At 59.9% G+C, this 15,686-nt stretch carries 14 protein-coding genes; 10 read left to right on the forward strand and 4 right to left on the reverse strand.

The genetic code is table 11. The features are described from left to right. The first annotated feature begins 20 nt into the window (after positions 1-20). The 3 genes from phnE (PH5382_RS08905) to PH5382_RS08915 all read left to right on the forward strand — a co-directional run bounded on the left by phnE (PH5382_RS08905) (position 21) and on the right by PH5382_RS08915 (position 2,971). The gene (gene phnE / locus PH5382_RS08905) at positions 21-890 is read left to right on the forward strand and encodes a phosphonate ABC transporter, permease protein PhnE (RefSeq protein WP_058334057.1); all 870 of its coding nucleotides are present in this window, start codon (positions 21-23) and stop codon (positions 888-890) included. Further along, positions 887-2,266 (forward strand): phosphonate ABC transporter, permease protein PhnE, encoded by a 1,380-nt coding sequence (phnE, locus tag PH5382_RS08910; protein ID WP_058334013.1) that lies wholly within the window; start codon positions 887-889, stop codon positions 2,264-2,266. The genes phnE (PH5382_RS08905) and phnE (PH5382_RS08910) overlap by 4 nt, the downstream gene beginning before the upstream one ends. 90 nt (positions 2,267-2,356) lie before the next feature. Beyond that, positions 2,357-2,971: an LbetaH domain-containing protein gene (locus tag PH5382_RS08915; RefSeq protein WP_058334014.1), complete on the forward strand. Its 615-nt coding sequence runs from the start codon at positions 2,357-2,359 to the stop codon at positions 2,969-2,971. Positions 2,972-3,499: 528 nt separating this feature from the next. On the opposite strand, the gene PH5382_RS08920 is transcribed toward PH5382_RS08915, so the two are convergent. The 4 genes from PH5382_RS08920 to PH5382_RS08935 all read right to left on the reverse strand — a co-directional run bounded on the left by PH5382_RS08920 (position 3,500) and on the right by PH5382_RS08935 (position 7,967). Then, positions 3,500-3,979: a DUF6505 family protein gene (locus PH5382_RS08920; protein ID WP_058334015.1), complete on the reverse strand. Its 480-nt coding sequence runs from the start codon at positions 3,977-3,979 to the stop codon at positions 3,500-3,502. Next, entirely contained in the window at positions 3,979-4,683 is a 705-nt protein-coding gene (locus tag PH5382_RS08925; protein WP_058334016.1) for a biotin/lipoate--protein ligase family protein, read from the reverse strand. The genes PH5382_RS08920 and PH5382_RS08925 overlap by 1 nt, the downstream gene beginning before the upstream one ends. Further along, entirely contained in the window at positions 4,680-5,747 is a 1,068-nt protein-coding gene (apbC, locus tag PH5382_RS08930) for an iron-sulfur cluster carrier protein ApbC (protein WP_058334017.1), read from the reverse strand. Before apbC ends, PH5382_RS08925 begins: the two co-directional genes overlap by 4 nt. Positions 5,748-5,981: 234 nt before the next feature. Beyond that, positions 5,982-7,967 (reverse strand): 4Fe-4S binding protein, encoded by a 1,986-nt coding sequence (locus tag PH5382_RS08935; RefSeq protein ID WP_058334018.1) that lies wholly within the window; start codon positions 7,965-7,967, stop codon positions 5,982-5,984. A gap of 442 nt (positions 7,968-8,409) precedes the next feature. Here PH5382_RS08935 and PH5382_RS08940 point away from each other — a divergent pair, with 442 nt between their 5' ends. The 7 genes from PH5382_RS08940 (at position 8,410) to PH5382_RS08970 (ending at position 15,577) form a co-directional block, all read left to right on the forward strand. Beyond that, on the forward strand, positions 8,410-8,958 hold the full coding sequence (locus PH5382_RS08940; protein ID WP_058334058.1) for a DUF3305 domain-containing protein: 549 nt from the start codon (positions 8,410-8,412) through the stop codon (positions 8,956-8,958). After that, positions 8,955-9,671, forward strand: a complete 717-nt coding sequence (locus PH5382_RS08945) for a DUF3306 domain-containing protein (protein WP_058334019.1) — start codon at positions 8,955-8,957, stop codon at positions 9,669-9,671. Before PH5382_RS08940 ends, PH5382_RS08945 begins: the two co-directional genes overlap by 4 nt. A gap of 56 nt (positions 9,672-9,727) precedes the next feature. Then, positions 9,728-10,351 carry a TorD/DmsD family molecular chaperone gene (locus PH5382_RS08950; protein ID WP_058334020.1) on the forward strand — a complete coding sequence of 208 codons (624 nt, stop codon included), beginning with the start codon at positions 9,728-9,730 and terminating at the stop codon, positions 10,349-10,351. 84 nt (positions 10,352-10,435) lie between these two features. After that, on the forward strand, positions 10,436-10,627 hold the full coding sequence (locus PH5382_RS08955; RefSeq protein WP_058334021.1) for a hypothetical protein: 192 nt from the start codon (positions 10,436-10,438) through the stop codon (positions 10,625-10,627). Positions 10,628-10,758: 131 nt separating this feature from the next. Further along, on the forward strand, positions 10,759-13,653 hold the full coding sequence (locus PH5382_RS08960; protein ID WP_058334022.1) for a formate dehydrogenase subunit alpha: 2,895 nt from the start codon (positions 10,759-10,761) through the stop codon (positions 13,651-13,653). A gap of 12 nt (positions 13,654-13,665) precedes the next feature. After that, on the forward strand, positions 13,666-14,259 hold the full coding sequence (fdh3B, locus tag PH5382_RS08965; RefSeq protein ID WP_058334023.1) for a formate dehydrogenase FDH3 subunit beta: 594 nt from the start codon (positions 13,666-13,668) through the stop codon (positions 14,257-14,259). A gap of 100 nt (positions 14,260-14,359) precedes the next feature. Next, a complete protein-coding gene (locus PH5382_RS08970) occupies positions 14,360-15,577 on the forward strand; it encodes a formate dehydrogenase subunit gamma (protein ID WP_058334024.1) in 1,218 nt (405 codons plus the stop codon). Positions 15,578-15,686 lie beyond the last annotated feature (109 nt).

Genomic DNA, 15,686 nt, shown 5'->3' on the forward strand with positions numbered 1-15,686 from the left:
AATAATTCAGGACGGCAATGATGGCAGATCTGACCGCAGCGCCTCTCACGACTGCGGACATCCACGCCCAATACGGCGAGATGACCCGGCGCAAGCGTCTTTATGGCGGCATTCTACTGGTATTGTTCGTGGCCCTGATGGCTGCGGGGTTTCGCACCGCGGACGGCCGCAACGCGGGCTCGTTCCGCGATGGGATTACCCATGTCTTTGACTACCCTGCCGAAGTGCTGGCCGAAGCTGGCGAAAAGCTGACAGAACTGCCCGGCCATCTGGTCACTTTTTTCCCAGCGCTGATTGAAACCCTGAATATTGCTGCGGCCTCTACCTTGGTCGGGCTGGTGTTCGGAACCCTGCTGTCGCTCCTGTCCACGCGCGGCATGGCGGCCTGGCCGAGATTGATCCCGCTGTTTCGCCGGATCATGGATATCAGCCGCGCCATTCCGGAAATCGTCATCGCCCTGGTGCTGATCTTTTTGCTGGGTGGCGGGCCGGTGCCTGCCATGATCGCCATTGCCATTCACACGGCCGGCGCACTGGGCAAGCTGTTTTCCGAGGTGAATGAAAACGCCTCTCTCAAACCCGTCGAAGGGCTGGAATCGGTTGGCAGCAGTTGGGGCCAGCGCATGTGGCTGGGCGTGATCCCGCAGGTTGGTCCAAACTACGTAAGCTATGCGCTGCTGCGGTTTGAGATCAACATTCGCGCCTCTGCCATTCTGGGCTTCGTGGGGGCAGGCGGCATCGGCTACGAGCTGAAAAACGCTATGTCCTGGGGCCAGGGTCGCTATGACGAGGCCGCCGCCATCTTCCTTTTGCTTTTTGTCACCATCACCGTGGTCGATCAGATCTCGAGTGCCCTGCGTGACCGCCTGATCCATGGAGCCAAGGCATGACTATCCTAGAGGCTGAGCTGACTCCGATGATGCTGAAGCAGGACATGGACCGCCTGTTTCTGAAAAAGAAACTCTTTAACTTTGCGCTGCCCGCATTGGTGCTGGCCTATATGGCCTATGTCTTTGTGGCCTTTGATGTGGCCGGGCTGTGGCAGCGGGTCAGCTGGCAGAACGCCCAGACCCTGGTCAGCGACAGCTACAGCTACAAAACCCATGTGACGCGCGACAACCGTGACGCTTCCGTGTCGGTCGCCATCGAAGGAGAGCGCAAGGGTGCCTATCCCGAAGGCGAAAGCCCCGCCTGGGTCAGCTTGGGCAAAACTGCTCAAAGCGACACGGTGATTGATCTGGAGAACGGTCACCTGGTGCGCTTTGGGCCCGAAAGCATCGAATATGACATTCCCGGCTACGGGTTGGTCAGGGCCACGCCGAACCGCAGCAAAGGTGTACAGGCAGAACTGCCCGCAGGGGATGTGCCGGATTGGATCAGCGTGTCCAAGAATCGTCTGGCCATCAAAACCGATGCAGGCCGTCTGACCGTCACCCGCAACCGCAGCGAAGTTTTCCGCTACTTCACTGGCTGGGAGTTGTTCTTCTTCACGCTCGACAGCCCCTATCATGGGTTGGGGTTTGGCGAGTTGATGAGCCGCGCCGCAACAGGCGAAGCCGGCGCGATCTTTCAGGATTTCTGGACCAACAAGATGTGGCGCCACCAGGACGTGGCCTGGGCCATTGCCGAAACCCTGCTGATGGCCTTCCTAGGCACTATTGGTGCCGGTATCTTTGCTCTGCCGCTGGCCTTCATGGCGGCGCGCAACTTCACCGCCTTTGGGCCCCTGCGCTTTGTCATGCGCCGGTTCTTTGACTTTTTGCGCGGCGTGGACAGCCTGATCTGGACCGTGGTTCTGGCGCGGGCCTTTGGCCCCGGCCCCCTGACCGGGGCGCTGGCCATTCTGGTGACGGATACCGGCACCTTTGGCAAGATTTTCTCTGAGGCGCTGGAGAACGTCGATGAAAAGCAGATCGAAGGCGTGGCCTCAACCGGGGCAAAACCGGCGCAGCGCTACCGCTTTGGGGTGATCCCGCAGATCACGCCGGTGCTGCTGAGCCAGCTGTTGTATTTCCTTGAATCCAACACCCGCTCAGCAACCATCATCGGGGCGATCACCGGTGGCGGTATTGGCCTTCTGCTGACACAGGCGATCATCACCCAAAAAGACTGGGAAGAAGTCGCCTATTACATCGTGCTGATCATTCTGATGGTGATGATGATGGATTGGCTGTCGGGTTGGCTACGCCGCCGCCTGATCAAGGGCGAAGGCAGCAGGGCCAAACGCAAGGCGCGCGCGGACGGCAAGGCTTTCCTGCTGCCCTGATCTGTACGCTTTAGAGATCCCAATCCGCTTGTACTGAAACCCCTAGCCGTCACATCTGTAAGGCTGGGGCACATTCCTGGAGATTGACCCGTGGCGCGACTGACTGCCCATACCCCCTTTTTTCACCCCGATTGCCAGATCAGCGACAGCAGCTTTGGTGCCTATGTCGAAATTGGTGCGGGCACACGCGTCGCCAAAAGCCATTTTGGGGATTACTCCTATTGTGATCGCTCCTGCGATATTGCCAATGCCGAAATCGGCAAATTTTCCAATATCGCCAGTGCCACCCGGATCGGAGCGACGGACCATCCGATGGAAAAGGCCTCGCTGCATCATTTCCATTATCGCTCATCATCCTATTGGGATGATATCGAAGATGATGCCGACTGGTTTGCCCTGCGCGCTGGGCGCAAGGCACGGATTGGGCATGACACTTGGATCGGTCATGGCGCACTGATCAAACCCGAAGTGACAATCGGGCATGGAGCAGTGGTTGCCTCGGGGACAGTGGTGACCAAAGATGTTGCCCCCTATACGATTGTGGGTGGCAACACGGCAAAGGTCATTCGCCGCCGCTATACAGAGGTGGTGGCAGAGCAGATGTTAGCGTTGGCCTGGTGGGACTGGGATCACGACCAATTGCGGGACTGCCTGCAAGATTTCCGCAGCCTCAGCGCTGAAGCATTTTTGGAGAAATATAGCTGACAAGAGTGCTGCGCAGGAGGGGGGTATTCACTTTTTGCTGTTGCGCAGTGGCACAGGAAGCGCTCCCGCGCCCGCAGGTGCTTTCGGCTTTGCCGAAATCCCCTTGGCAGCCTTGGGCGTAGCGCCGCGACGCGGTGAAAAAGAAAGAGGAAAAAGGAACTGAGATGCCCTTGAAGGGCAATACTGCCCCTCAAAGGCGGTCTCGATTATGTATGCGCCGACACCGCGTAAAGGGTAAACCCTGCCTGCGGCAGTGCTACAGATGTGGCCCTTGACCCGGCTGCCCCAGCGACGTCGCAGAGCCGAACCAGAGAGCGAGAAAACCGCCGGAGATACGCCCCGGATACTGGCCGGGGAGGGCGATGCCTGGCTATGAGGAGGGATTGCGCCGCGTAGCGGCGCCGGGCCCAACGGGAGGAGATCCTGAATAGGGTCGACCGACGGGCGGGAGCCTCCGCCTTGCCCTCTCTAGCCCTCAATAAGATTATTCCCCGGAGTTTGCAGCCAGAGTTCGCAGAATGTGGGCATCTAGGCGTCTGGCGAAACGTGCAGTGCGAATTGTTCCAGACCGGCAGACTGTGCTTCAATGCTGCGATAGCTTTCGCGCACCCCTGCCGGTGTCAGCTCGCGCGCAACCGTCAGCAGGGTATTGGCCGCATGGTCGGCGCAGGTTTCGCACATCTGCGCCAGCTCCTCGCGTGCAACCGGGCGCGCGGCTTCCAGGTCAGGGGCCCCGTAGTAGCTCACAAAGTGACTGGCCAGCAGGTCGGTCAGACGTTCCAGCTCCGCGGGCTCAATCTTGGTCACCGCGACAAAGGTCACCCGCCCGGCGGTTTCAAGCCCGAGCCAGCCATTGGCAAAGGCCTGACGCTGCTTGCCGGTCAGATCCCCTTCAACCCAGTTGGAAAACTCGAATCCGCCGGAAATGCACCATTCCCCGGTACGGGCCGGGCTGGCAAAGACGTTCTGGTCGCTTTCGTCGAAATGGATGGCACGGGCGAGCTGCATCAGCTGGTCTCCAATAGGGTGGTGAGAGGGATGAGGTCGGTGGTCTCTGCCTGTCGCAGCAGCATGCCAAAATTTTCGTCGACGCCAAGGAAGGTGCCGGATTTCCCCTGCAGCTGCACCTCTTCGCCCAGTCCCTGGGCAAGTCCGCGCCATTCAGCGTGCAGTGGCTCTGTACCGTCTTCTTCCCAGCGGCTGATCCAGTGCAGGCTGTGCCGCGCCCAGCTTTCCAGCAGGGCGGGGGCCTCTACATCGGCGCAGCCCTCGGCATAAAGGGCTGTGTCGTCGGGGGTGTCGCCGCCATCGCCATTGGCAGGCCAGAGCGGCATTTGCAGACCGACCACCAGCCAGTCGGGTACAACATCCGGATCCGTGCCGCTTGCAGCCACCCGCAGTGTGCCGCAGCGGCCGCCATTGATACGCAGCCCACCGCCCCATTCCAGATGCACGGCGACTTCTGGCGGGGCGAGTGCTCCGAGGGCATTTTGCAGCCCAACCGCGCAGGTGGGCAGCATTACCATGGCCTGTCGCAAGGGTACTTCTGGTGCGAACACCAGGGCCGCGCGTAACTGATCTGCAGCAAGGTTATAGACCACCAGCCCCGCATCACAGCCCAGAACCGCCTTTTGACAGGCAGTTTCAAAAGGATCTTCCTGTCCCGTCACGGATAGCCCGGACATCAAAGGGGGGAAGGCGGGCTCGCTCATGCGGCGCCCCGTTCGACCAGCGCAGCAGCAACCTCGAGAAAGGCCTTGGCCTGGGGGCTGTCTGGTTTGCTGGCAACGATCGGAGCCCCCCCATCTGCCGCGAGCCGGATGTCCAGATGCAGCGGGATCTCGCCCAACAGCGGCACGTTCATCTTGGCGGCTTCGGCGGCAACACCGCCATGACCAAAGACATGTTCTTCGTGGCCGCAGTTGGAACAGATATGTGTCGACATATTTTCAATCATGCCCAGAATTGGCACGTTGAGCTTGTTGAACATATCGATGCCTTTGCGCGCATCGATCAGCGCCACATCCTGCGGGGTGGAGACGATCACTGCCCCATCCACATGGGCCTTTTGCGCCAGGGTCATCTGCACGTCGCCGGTGCCAGGTGGCAGATCGACGATCAGCACATCCAAAGCGCCCCACTGCACCTGCATCAGCATCTGTTGCAGGGCACCCATCAGCATCGGCCCGCGCCAGACAACGGCCTGATCATCATTGGTCATCAGCCCGATCGACATCATGGTGACGCCGTGATTGCGTAGCGGCAAGATGGTTTTGCCATCGGGGCTTGCAGGGCGACCGGAAACGCCCAGCATGCGGGGCTGAGAGGGGCCATAAACATCGGCATCCAACAGGCCGACGCGGCGCCCCTGTGCGGCCAGTGCACAGGCCAGATTGGCTGATACGGTAGATTTTCCCACCCCGCCCTTGCCGGAAGCCACGGCAATGATCCGGTCGACACCGGGGATTTTCTGCGGCCCCTTTGGGGCTGCGGCTTTGGCGGGCTTTAGGTCCGGCGGCGGCGCCTGCGTCGAATGGCCGGTCAGCATCGCGGAGACCTTTTCCACACCCGGAAGGTTTTTGACAACGGCTTCGGCCTGATCGCGCACCGAGCCATATATTTCGGATTTGGCCGGATCGATCTCGAGCACGAACAGCACTGAGGTGTCTTCGATGTTCAGGGCGCGCACGATGCCGGCCGAGACGATATCGTCCCCGCTGACAGGATCGGAAAGGGTCTTGAGTGTCTCGAGGACGGCTTCTCGGGTTATGGACACGCGGGTCTTGCTCCTATGCTGGTGGCCTGGCAGGCGGGCTCTTATTGGGTCCGGGCTATCTTGCGACGATGGCAGATCGCTTGGTTTTGTTATTTGTCTATCTGATCTGCAGCTTTGGCGCATCTGCCAAGTGCATCTTGTGGCGCAAAGCTGAGACTGATCTGGACCTCCCCGAGATGCAAAGGGGCGGCCAGACAGGCGGCAGGCCCTTGGGAGGGGGCAGATGCGGTACCCTCAGTGATCGCGCCGTTTGCTCAGATAGTCTTCGGTGGTGCGCACCTTTGGGCGGTCTGCGGCGGCAAATGGGCTGTCTTTCTGGTGAAACTGCACTTGTACACGGCAATCATCGCACATCTGGATCATCCGCAGCGTCTCGGGTCGAGAGAACATGGCGTGATTTCCGGCCAGCTTTTCGGTGATCTTGTCGATGGTGGATTTCACCCCAAAGAGCGCACCGCATTCGACGCAGGGAAAGGGCTCTTCCTCGTGCAAGACAGTCTGCGACAGCGCCTCTGGGGCGAGGTTCAGTTGAGGCTCCAGCGTGATGGCATCCTCGGGGCAAGCACTGGTGCAAATTCCACACTGCAGGCAGGCGTCCTCCTGAAAGCGCAGCTGCGGCAGATCAGGGTTGTCACCAAGAGCGCCAGACGGACAAAGCGAGACACAGGACAGGCACAGGGTGCAGCTGTCCTGATTGACCAGAACCGCGCCATAGGGCGCGTGGTCCGGCAGTGATATCTGTTGCTGGTCGGGGCGCAACGCAAGGGCGGCCTGCCGGGTGATCTGGCGACGTGATCCCATGGGGCGTATCGGGTCGGCAATCAGACTGGACGGAGGGCCATCCTGTGTTTGTTCAAACAGAACGGCGCTGAGGGCTTCGGGATCATCAATATCCAGCAGGGTGGCCGTATTGGTAGCTGCATTGTCCTGGGCAATGGCCCGTGCCAGCGCCAGCTCACCCTCTTGTACATCGCGGTCAATGCCGGGGGCCAGTAGGATCGAGACATGGGCGAAGCCCGCAGCCAGCGCGGCCAGGATTTCAGCGTGGCCAAAGGCGTTTAGCGCCTCAACCTCGAGCGGGATAACGTCTGCGGGCAGGCCGCGATCAAAACGGGCGGCCAGCGTAATCATTTCACTGCCATGGGCATTGACCACCAACAGCCGTGGCGCCGTCCCTCCGGCTGCCTTGTAGGCCTGCGCGAGGGTCTGGATGCGGCGAAACTGCGCCTCTGCCGGGGGGGCGTCATAGGTGATCGCCCCCGACGGGCAGAGGGCTGCGCAGGCGCCGCAGCCGGCACAGACCATCGGATCAATAGTCACATGATCCCCGGTCGAGGCAATGGCGGATGTCGGGCAATGATCCAGGCATTTGCTGCAGCCTGCCTGTCCGGCGCGTGAATGGGCACAAAGCAGCGGTTCATGGCGCAGATACAGCGGCTTTTCGAAGGTTCCGACCATCTGGCTCGCGGTCAGCACAGCCTCGGCCACGGCGGTGGCGCTTTTGGGGTCTGCGCGCAGATAGCCTTCGCGCTTTTGCGGTGCCGGAAACAGCGGCGTGTCGCCGCGCAGATCCAGAATGATATCGCAGTCGGAACTCCCACCCTCGCGGGGGGCGGTCCAGGACCAGCTGCGCCCGGTGACATCCAACTGTTCCAAAGCGTCGAAACTAACGCTGAACTGTCCCAGCGCACCCTTGGCCCGGCGCAAACCTCCCCGGATGACATCGTACCCCCGCCCCAGTGATGCTTCGATTGGCGCTTCGGTTCCGGGAGGCAAAAGGACGGTGACGCCGAGACTGTCCTGCAACTGTTGGGCCGCCGCCAGAGTTATGTCGGGCGGGCCCAGAATCAGGCACAGACCTTCTGAAATCACATCCAGGGTCTTCGCTGCGGGTACATCAAGGGCGGCCTCTGCCACCAATGCGGTCATTTTGGGTAGCAAATCCCCGGTATCGGCGGTCCATCCAGCGCGGTCGCGCAGATCCACATAGGCGGGCAAGGGGGCTTCGATCTCTGCGGCTAAAGCGTCAAAAAATCTTTTTTCCTGAGCGCAGCAAATGACGGCTTCACCGGTGGAAATGGCCGCGGCGGCGGCCTCGGTCTGGGTGGTGCACAGGGCGGAATGGACTGAACTGCAGTCCAGACCCGTTGCTGCAGAAAGGGCCTTGGAGTTGAGCGTCTGAGTTCCTGAACAATCGCACAATATCAATTGCTTGGCCATGGTTTTCCTCGCGTGGTTTTGGGCGCAAATGACCGTAGATCGCCGCCTGCTGGGGGCTCAGACTAGTCAGGTTTCGCCGCCCAGGTAAACCGCTTTTGAAAGCCTGGGCAGGCTAATCTGGGCGATGAATAGGGCAAGTGATTCGCGGCGCTGTGGCAGTAGTCATATCCTGAGTTTTTCTGTCGAATTAGACATTTCGACCGCAGTGCCCTGAGGGCAGGGGGGCGGCGCCCCAATTTGTCCCGGTTGAGTGGAATTCGCAAAAAACGCGCAAATCTTCCTTTCGTAAGGGAAGCGACCTGCGGCAGTCTGAATTCAACAAGCGACAAAAGTTTGGGCGCCCATCGTGGTGGTGAAGAAAAAATGGGCGAACCTTAAAGAGGCGCCAAGGGAAAACAGGGTGAAACAGAGCGTGAGCCAGATCTCGCAGAAAACAGACGTGATGCCGGTGGGCGTGGTGATGCGCCGTGCGCCAGGCGTGACGCGTTGGGAGAAATGGCACTGGACCGTCTCGGGGCTTTTGCCTGCCGCCGCTGATGCGCACTGGCAGCTGCTCCGTGAAGAAGCGGGCGTGAGCGAGTTTCACGCCGCCACCCTGCCGTTGGAGCTGCATCGTGCCGAGGCCGAGGCCTATCGGCAGGCGCTCACCTCTGAGCCGCCCTGCCTCTATGTTATCCTGCGCGATAGCGAAACATCAGAGCATCCTTGGGAAGTGACGTTGATAACCGCTTCTCCGTTTGAGGCACAGGACTACGCCGACAGCGGCGAGGAGCTGGTCGAACGGGTGGCGATGCCCACTGGACTGGTGGCTTGGGTACGGGAATTCACCCTGGCGCATTTCCATGAGGAAGAGTTCAAGAAACGCCGTCGCGACAAGAAAGACATTGGCGCGCTGGAGGATGGCATCGGTGATCCGCGTATTGCGCAGCTGACCGATGTTTACCGCTCACCTGCACTGGGTAAGTTGGGCAAAAAGGAACGTCTGCAATGAGCGCGCGTGATTTCTGGTCCCGTCGCCGCGCCGCTGTCGAAGCCGAGGCTGATTCCGAAACACGGGTGCTGCAGGAGCAGGAAGCCGTGGCGCGCGAGACCGCAGTGGCCGAACGCAGTGATGACGAAATACTGGCGGAACTGGACCTGCCAGAGCCCGAAAGCCTAGGTGAAGGCGATGACTTTAAGGTGTTTCTGACGGAGCAGGTGCCGGCGCGTATCAAAACCCGTGCGTTGCGTCATTTGTGGCGGGCCAATCCGGTGCTCGCCTGCGTCGATGGGCTAGTGGATTATGGTGAGGATTTCACCGATGCGGCCTGCGTGATCGAAGGGATGCAGACCGCCTATCAGGTCGGCAAGGGCATGACCGCCCATGTCGAAGAGCTGGCGCGCCAGGAAAAAGCTGAACAGGAACAGGCTGACGCAGAACAACAGGTGCAGCCCGCGACACAGCCTTTGGCCGACGAAAACGGGGCAGAGGTGGTTGCTTTCCCCCCTGAGAACGACACAGAAAATACGCTGCAAAATGAAATGCCGGAACCTGATGCGAAAACGCTTGAACTGGCAGAGCGGGGAGACAGTTCCGTTCAGTCTCATTCCTCTTTGCCCGCGCCCTACGATGGTGTGGACCCGGCGCCCCAGAGTGAGGAAACATTCCCAGCGGCGTCCCGCCGAATGCGGTTTTCCTTTGTAGAGGCGCAGGGTGAGCTATGATTGCAGCTATGCAGACTGACATGAATGCAGGACCAGAAACTTGCAAGGAGACTACAATGACCGCTCAGGCAGAGGCCGCATCCGTTGCACCACCCCGGATCACCGCCGAGGATCAGATGCGCGCCGATCTCTATAACTACCTTGGGCTGATGCTGGCGCTGCCACCGGATCAGATGCTGTTGCAACAGACCGCCGGGCTGGAAGGCGACGAAAGCGATCTTGGCAGTGCGATCAACGCATTGGCAAAACTGGCCCGCCACAGCAAGCCAGCCGCGTCCGAGCGGGAGTTCAACAAGCTGTTTATCGGTCTGGGGCGTGGGGAACTGTTGCCCTATGCCAGCTACTACCTCACAGGCTTTCTCAATGAAAAACCACTGGCGCAGCTACGCCAGGACATGGCCGCGCAGGGCCTGACCCGGGCGCCAAATTCATATGAGCCGGAAGACAATATCGCGTCGTTGATGGAGATGATGGGCGCGCTGATCGCTGGCCGCTTTGGCGATGCAGCTGACCTGGGCCAGCAAAAGACGTTTTTCAACAAACACATCGGCCCCTGGGCCGGACATTTCTTTTCAGATCTCGAAACGGCCAAATCCTCGCTTCTCTATGCGGCCCTCGGCACTGTCGGGCGCCAGTTCATTGAGATCGAGGCCGAAGCTTTTCGGATGAGCGCGGAGTGATCCGCACAAGGGCGCGTGGCAGCCTGCTGCGCGTTGCAACCCGTGAAACAGGAACCCGGATCACGCCCGGGAGGAGGAGTTCACATGAGCAAGAAAGATGAGGGGGCCAAAAGCCGCCGCGACTTTCTGAAACTGGCGGCGACATCAGCGCCACTGGCTGCGGTGGCAGTAGCCACCACAGGGGGCGCGGTTGAGGCTGCCGAACCTGATCTTGCATCCGACGTGATGCAGGATACGGCGCATACCCGCGCCTATTACGACAGCACCCGGTTCTAACCAGCGCCGGTCGCAGACCAAAGACCCTTCATTGACCACAGGCAACTGGTAGCGAGACGCCCGACCGCCACGTGGTTTTCCCATGAACCCAGCGCGCCCCTTTTTCCAAGGGGCTAGCAAGGGAGGTTTAAATGCTTAGGAAAAAGACCAACGGGGTTGCGAGACGCCCCCAGCGGACCTCGATCCTCAAAAATGTCGCGGAAACATCCGTTGACCGCCGTGCCTTTTTACGCGGCTCTGGCTTGGCCATTGGTGGCCTGGCTGCCATCAGCGCCACCGGCGGGTCCGTAAGCTCGGCCAATGCGGCCACGGCAGCGGCAGGGGCCGTTGAGACCATCAAATCCATCTGCACGCATTGTTCTGTCGGCTGTACCGTTGTTGCCGAAGTGCAAAGCGGCGTCTGGGTCGGGCAGGAACCCGGTTGGGACAGCCCGTTCAACCTGGGCGCACATTGCGCCAAGGGGGCCTCGGTGCGCGAACATGCGCATGGCGAGCGCCGTCTGAAATACCCGATGAAGAAAGAGGGTGGAGAGTGGAAGCGCATCAGTTGGGACCAGGCGATCGACGAGATCGGCGGCGGCATGATGAATATCCGCGAGGAAAGCGGCCCGGACAGCGTTTACTGGCTGGGCTCTGCCAAGCACAACAACGAGCAGGCCTATCTGTTCCGCAAGTTTGCCGCCTATTGGGGGACCAATAACGTCGACCACCAGGCGCGGATTTGCCATTCTACGACGGTTGCGGGTGTTGCAAACACATGGGGCTACGGCGCCATGACCAACTCCTACAACGACATTCATAACTCCAAATCGATCTTCATCATCGGTGGCAACCCGGCTGAGGCGCATCCCGTCTCGCTTTTGCACCTGCTGAAGGCGAAGGAGCAGAACAATGCGCCGGTGATCGTTTGTGATCCGCGCTTTACCCGTACGGCGGCCCATGCGGATGAATATGTCCGCTTCCGTCCCGGCACCGATGTGGCGCTGGTCTGGGGTATCTTGTGGCATATCTTTGAGAACGGCTGGGAAGACAAAGAGTTCATCCGCACCCGTGTCTGGGGCATGGAGCAGATCCGCGATGAGGTGAAAAGCTGGACCCCTGAAGAGGTCGAGCGCGTCACCGGTGCCCCCGGTGAGCAGTTGCGCCGCGTCGCACGCACTCTGGCCAACAACCGTCCCGGTACCGTGATCTGGTGCATGGGTGGCACGCAGCACACCACGGGCAACAACAACACCCGTGCCTATTGCATCCTGCAGCTGGCGCTGGGCAATATGGGCGCCTCCGGTGGCGGCACCAATATCTTCCGTGGCCACGACAACGTACAGGGCGCCACCGATCTCGGCGTGCTGTCGCATACGCTGCCCGGCTATTACGGCCTGTCCAAAGGCGCCTGGGCCCATTGGGCGCGAGTCTGGGAGGAAGATCCCGACTGGCTGGCAAATCAGTTCGATATGCTGAAAGGCGCGGACGGCAAAGACAAGAGCCTGCAGAACCTCAAAGGCATTCCTGTTAGCCGCTGGATTGATGGCATCCTTGAAGACAAGGACAACATCGATCAGCCCAACAACGTGCGGGCGATGGTTCTGTGGGGGCATGCGCCCAATTCGCAGACCCGGATGACGGAAATGAAAACGGCGATGGAAAAGCTGGATATGCTGGTCGTGATCGATCCTTATCCAACGGTCTCCGCTGTTTTGCAGGACCGCACCGATGGGGTCTATCTGCTGCCGGCCTGTACCCAGTTTGAAACCCGCGGCTCTGTCACGGCGTCAAACCGGTCCTTCCAGTGGCGTGATCGCGTTGTTGAGCCGCTGTTTGAGAGCCTGCCAGATGAAGTCATCATGGCCAAGTTCGCCAACAAGTTCGGCTGGGCTGACCGTCTGTTCCGCAACATCGAGATGGAAGACGCGGAAACACCCAATGTTGAAAGCATCACCCGTGAGTTCAACAAGGGTCTCTGGACCATTGGCTATACCGGACAAAGCCCTGAGCGGCTGAAGATGCACATGGCCAATCAGCACACCTTTGACCGCACCACCTTGCGGGCGGTGGGTGGCCCGGCTGATGGCGACTATTACGGTCTGCCATGGCCCTGCTGGGGCACCGCCGAGATGAACCATCCCGGCACGCCGAACCTCTATGATATGTCCAAGCCGGTTTCTGAGGGTGGCCTCACCTTCCGCGCCCGTTTTGGCGTTGAACGTGACGGGGACAACCTGCTGGCCGAAGGCGTCTATTCGGTGAATTCGGAAATCCAGGACGGCTATCCGGAATTCACCATGCAGATGCTGATGGATCTTGGCTGGGATGGCGATCTGACCGACGAAGAGCGTGCCTCGATCGAGGCTGTGGCCGGTCCCAAGACCAACTGGAAAACCGACCTTTCCGGCGGTATCCAGCGGGTGGCGATCAAGCACGAATGTGCGCCTTTCGGCAATGCCAAGGCCCGTGCTGTGGTCTGGACCTTCCCGGATCCGGTGCCCATTCACCGCGAGCCGCTTTATACCAACCGCCGTGATCTGGTTGAGGACTACCCAACATATGAGGACCGTCAGGCCTATCGTCTGCCAACCTTGTATGCCTCGATCCAGAAAAACGATGTCTCCAAGGACTATCCGATCATCCTCACCTCCGGGCGACTGGTGGAATATGAGGGCGGCGGCGACGAGACGCGCTCCAACCCCTGGCTGGCGGAATTGCAGCAGGACATGTTTGTCGAAATCAACACACGCGACGCCAATAACCTGGGCGTGCGCGACGGCGAACAGTGCTGGGTCGAAGGCCCCGAGGGCGGCAAGGTCAAAGTCATGGCCATGGTCACCGAACGGGTGGGGGCGGGCGTTGCCTTTATGCCCTTCCACTTTGGCGGCCATTTCCAGGGCAAGGATCTGCGGGACAAATATCCCGAAGGTGCGGATCCCTACGTGTTGGGCGAAAGCGCCAACGTGGCCTTTACCTATGGCTATGACAGCGTCACGCAAATGCAAGAGAGCAAATGCACTCTTTGCAAGATCACTGCAGCATAAGGAGAGAGAGAAATGGCAAGAGCAAAGTTCCTCTGCGACGCCGAACGCTGCATTGAATGCAACGCCTGTGTGACCGCCTGTAAGAACGAGCACGAAGTCCCTTGGGGCATCAACCGCCGCCGCGTTGTCACCATCAATGATGGTAAACCCGGTGAACGCTCGATCTCGGTCGCCTGTATGCATTGTTCCGACGCGCCCTGTATGGCTGTCTGTCCCGTGGATTGCTTTTATCAGACCGATGACGGTGTGGTACTGCACTCCAAGGATCTCTGCATCGGTTGTGGGTATTGTTTCTACGCGTGCCCCTTTGGTGCGCCGCAGTATCCGCAGGCGGGCAGCTTTGGCAGCCGAGGCAAGATGGACAAATGCACCTTCTGCGCCGGTGGCCCCGAAGAGAACCATTCCAATGCGGAGTTCTCCAAATATGGCCGTAACCGGATCGCCGAAGGCAAGTTGCCGATCTGCGCCGAGATGTGTTCTACCAAGGCCCTGCTGGCGGGCGATGGCGACATGGTGTCTGCCGTCTACCGCGAGCGCGTCGTGGCGCGGGGCTTCGGCTCCGGCGCCTGGGGCTGGGGCACGGCCTATGAGCAAAAGGGCGGCTAAACGTCTGACCTTGCTCAACTGAAACGGAGGTGGCCTGCGCGAAGTGGGCCACCTGCGATCTGGTATTTTCAAATTCGCGACCTGCAAAGGAGTGTGGCCCATGCTGCGCCTGGCATTTGTCTTTTTCATGCAGCTGATGCTGTGTCTTGCTGTCACCCCTGATGGGGTCATCGCACAAGAGGTGGCTGTGGACCGCAGTGCGACAGGTGGGGCGCAGACGCTGGACGATATTCTGGCGCGTCAGCGTGGACAGGCACTGGATGAGAGTTTTCGCAGTGATAATATTGGCGATCCCAATGCCGCTGCCGCGATGACCGAACAACTCGGCACGCTTGGGGGGGCTTCTGATCCCGAACTCTGGCGGCAGCTGCGCTATGGGTCGGCTGAGGTAAAGGTCTCCAGCGGCGGCGAGGTTGCGACCGTTCTGGTGCAAGATGGTGGCATGCGCTGGCTGCAGTTCCGCGCCGGACCGTTGCGCCACTATGGCGGCTGGCTGCTGCTTGGAACTATTGGCGCCTTGCTTTTGTTCTTTCTGCTGCGCGGCAAAATCATGATTGATGGCGAAAAAACAGGACGAACCGTGACCCGATTCAAGGCGGTTGAACGCTTTGGGCATTGGCTGTTGGCAGGGTCGTTCATCGTGCTCGGCGTGACCGGAATCCTGTCACTGTTTGGGCGCGTTTTCATTGCCCCCTATCTGGGGAAGATGCCCAATGCGGTGCTACTGGATGTCGGAAAGTGGCTGCACAATGTGGTTGCCTGGGGCTTTATGGTCGGGCTGGTGATGATCTTTGTCATGTGGGTTCTGCACAATATCCCGAACCGGACTGACCTTGTCTGGCTACGCCAGTTTGGCGGCATCATCGGCTCGGCGCATCCTCCAGCGAAAAAATTTAACGCTGGCCAAAAGCTGATCTTCTGGTCGGTGGTTCTGTTTGGGTTTTCGATTTCGGTCTCTGGCCTGTCGCTGCTGTTTCCTTACGAGTTGCCACTTTTTGCCAAGACGTTTGCCGCGCTGAACGCGATTGGCCTGCCCGACGCCATGGGGCTGGGTCTTTTGCCAGCTGAGTTGGCACCGCAAGAAGAGATGCAGCTGGCGCAGGCCTGGCACGCGATACTTGCCTTTGTGTTGATGGCGATCATCATCGCCCATATCTACATCGGATCGGTTGGGATGGAAGGTGCCTATGACGCCATGGGATCGGGCGAAGTCGATGAAGCCTGGGCGCAACAACACCATTCCATCTGGCTGGAAGAAGTCCTGACGGAAGAGCAGACTGCAAAGCCCAATGTCGCGACCGGGACCCCGGCAGAGTAGTCATCCAGCGGCTCTTGCTGAGACAGTCGGCAGGGCGTGGCACGAAGGTGCCGACAGCGGAAAAATCTGGACAGTGGCAGCGATTGCTGCACTGTCTGGTCCTCGCGTT

The organism is Phaeobacter sp. CECT 5382 (assembly GCF_001457775.1).
Taxonomy (GTDB): Bacteria; Pseudomonadota; Alphaproteobacteria; order Rhodobacterales; family Rhodobacteraceae; genus Pseudophaeobacter.

Excerpts from the sequence above, each read along its gene's own strand:
- phnE (WP_058334057.1), top strand. The coding sequence starts at position 21 with ATGGCAGATCTGACCGCAGCGCCTCTCACGACTGCGGACATCCACGCC.
- phnE (WP_058334013.1), top strand. The coding sequence starts at position 887 with ATGACTATCCTAGAGGCTGAGCTGACTCCGATGATGCTGAAGCAGGAC.
- PH5382_RS08920 (WP_058334015.1), bottom strand. The coding sequence starts at position 3,979 with ATGCAGCTCGCCCGTGCCATCCATTTCGACGAAAGCGACCAGAACGTC.
- PH5382_RS08925 (WP_058334016.1), bottom strand. The coding sequence starts at position 4,683 with ATGAGCGAGCCCGCCTTCCCCCCTTTGATGTCCGGGCTATCCGTGACG.
- PH5382_RS08935 (WP_058334018.1), bottom strand. The coding sequence starts at position 7,967 with ATGGCCAAGCAATTGATATTGTGCGATTGTTCAGGAACTCAGACGCTC.
- PH5382_RS08940 (WP_058334058.1), top strand. The coding sequence starts at position 8,410 with ATGCCGGTGGGCGTGGTGATGCGCCGTGCGCCAGGCGTGACGCGTTGG.
- PH5382_RS08945 (WP_058334019.1), top strand. The coding sequence starts at position 8,955 with ATGAGCGCGCGTGATTTCTGGTCCCGTCGCCGCGCCGCTGTCGAAGCC.
- PH5382_RS08950 (WP_058334020.1), top strand. The coding sequence starts at position 9,728 with ATGACCGCTCAGGCAGAGGCCGCATCCGTTGCACCACCCCGGATCACC.
- PH5382_RS08955 (WP_058334021.1), top strand. The coding sequence starts at position 10,436 with ATGAGCAAGAAAGATGAGGGGGCCAAAAGCCGCCGCGACTTTCTGAAA.
- PH5382_RS08960 (WP_058334022.1), top strand. The coding sequence starts at position 10,759 with ATGCTTAGGAAAAAGACCAACGGGGTTGCGAGACGCCCCCAGCGGACC.
- fdh3B (WP_058334023.1), top strand. The coding sequence starts at position 13,666 with ATGGCAAGAGCAAAGTTCCTCTGCGACGCCGAACGCTGCATTGAATGC.
- PH5382_RS08970 (WP_058334024.1), top strand. The coding sequence starts at position 14,360 with ATGCTGCGCCTGGCATTTGTCTTTTTCATGCAGCTGATGCTGTGTCTT.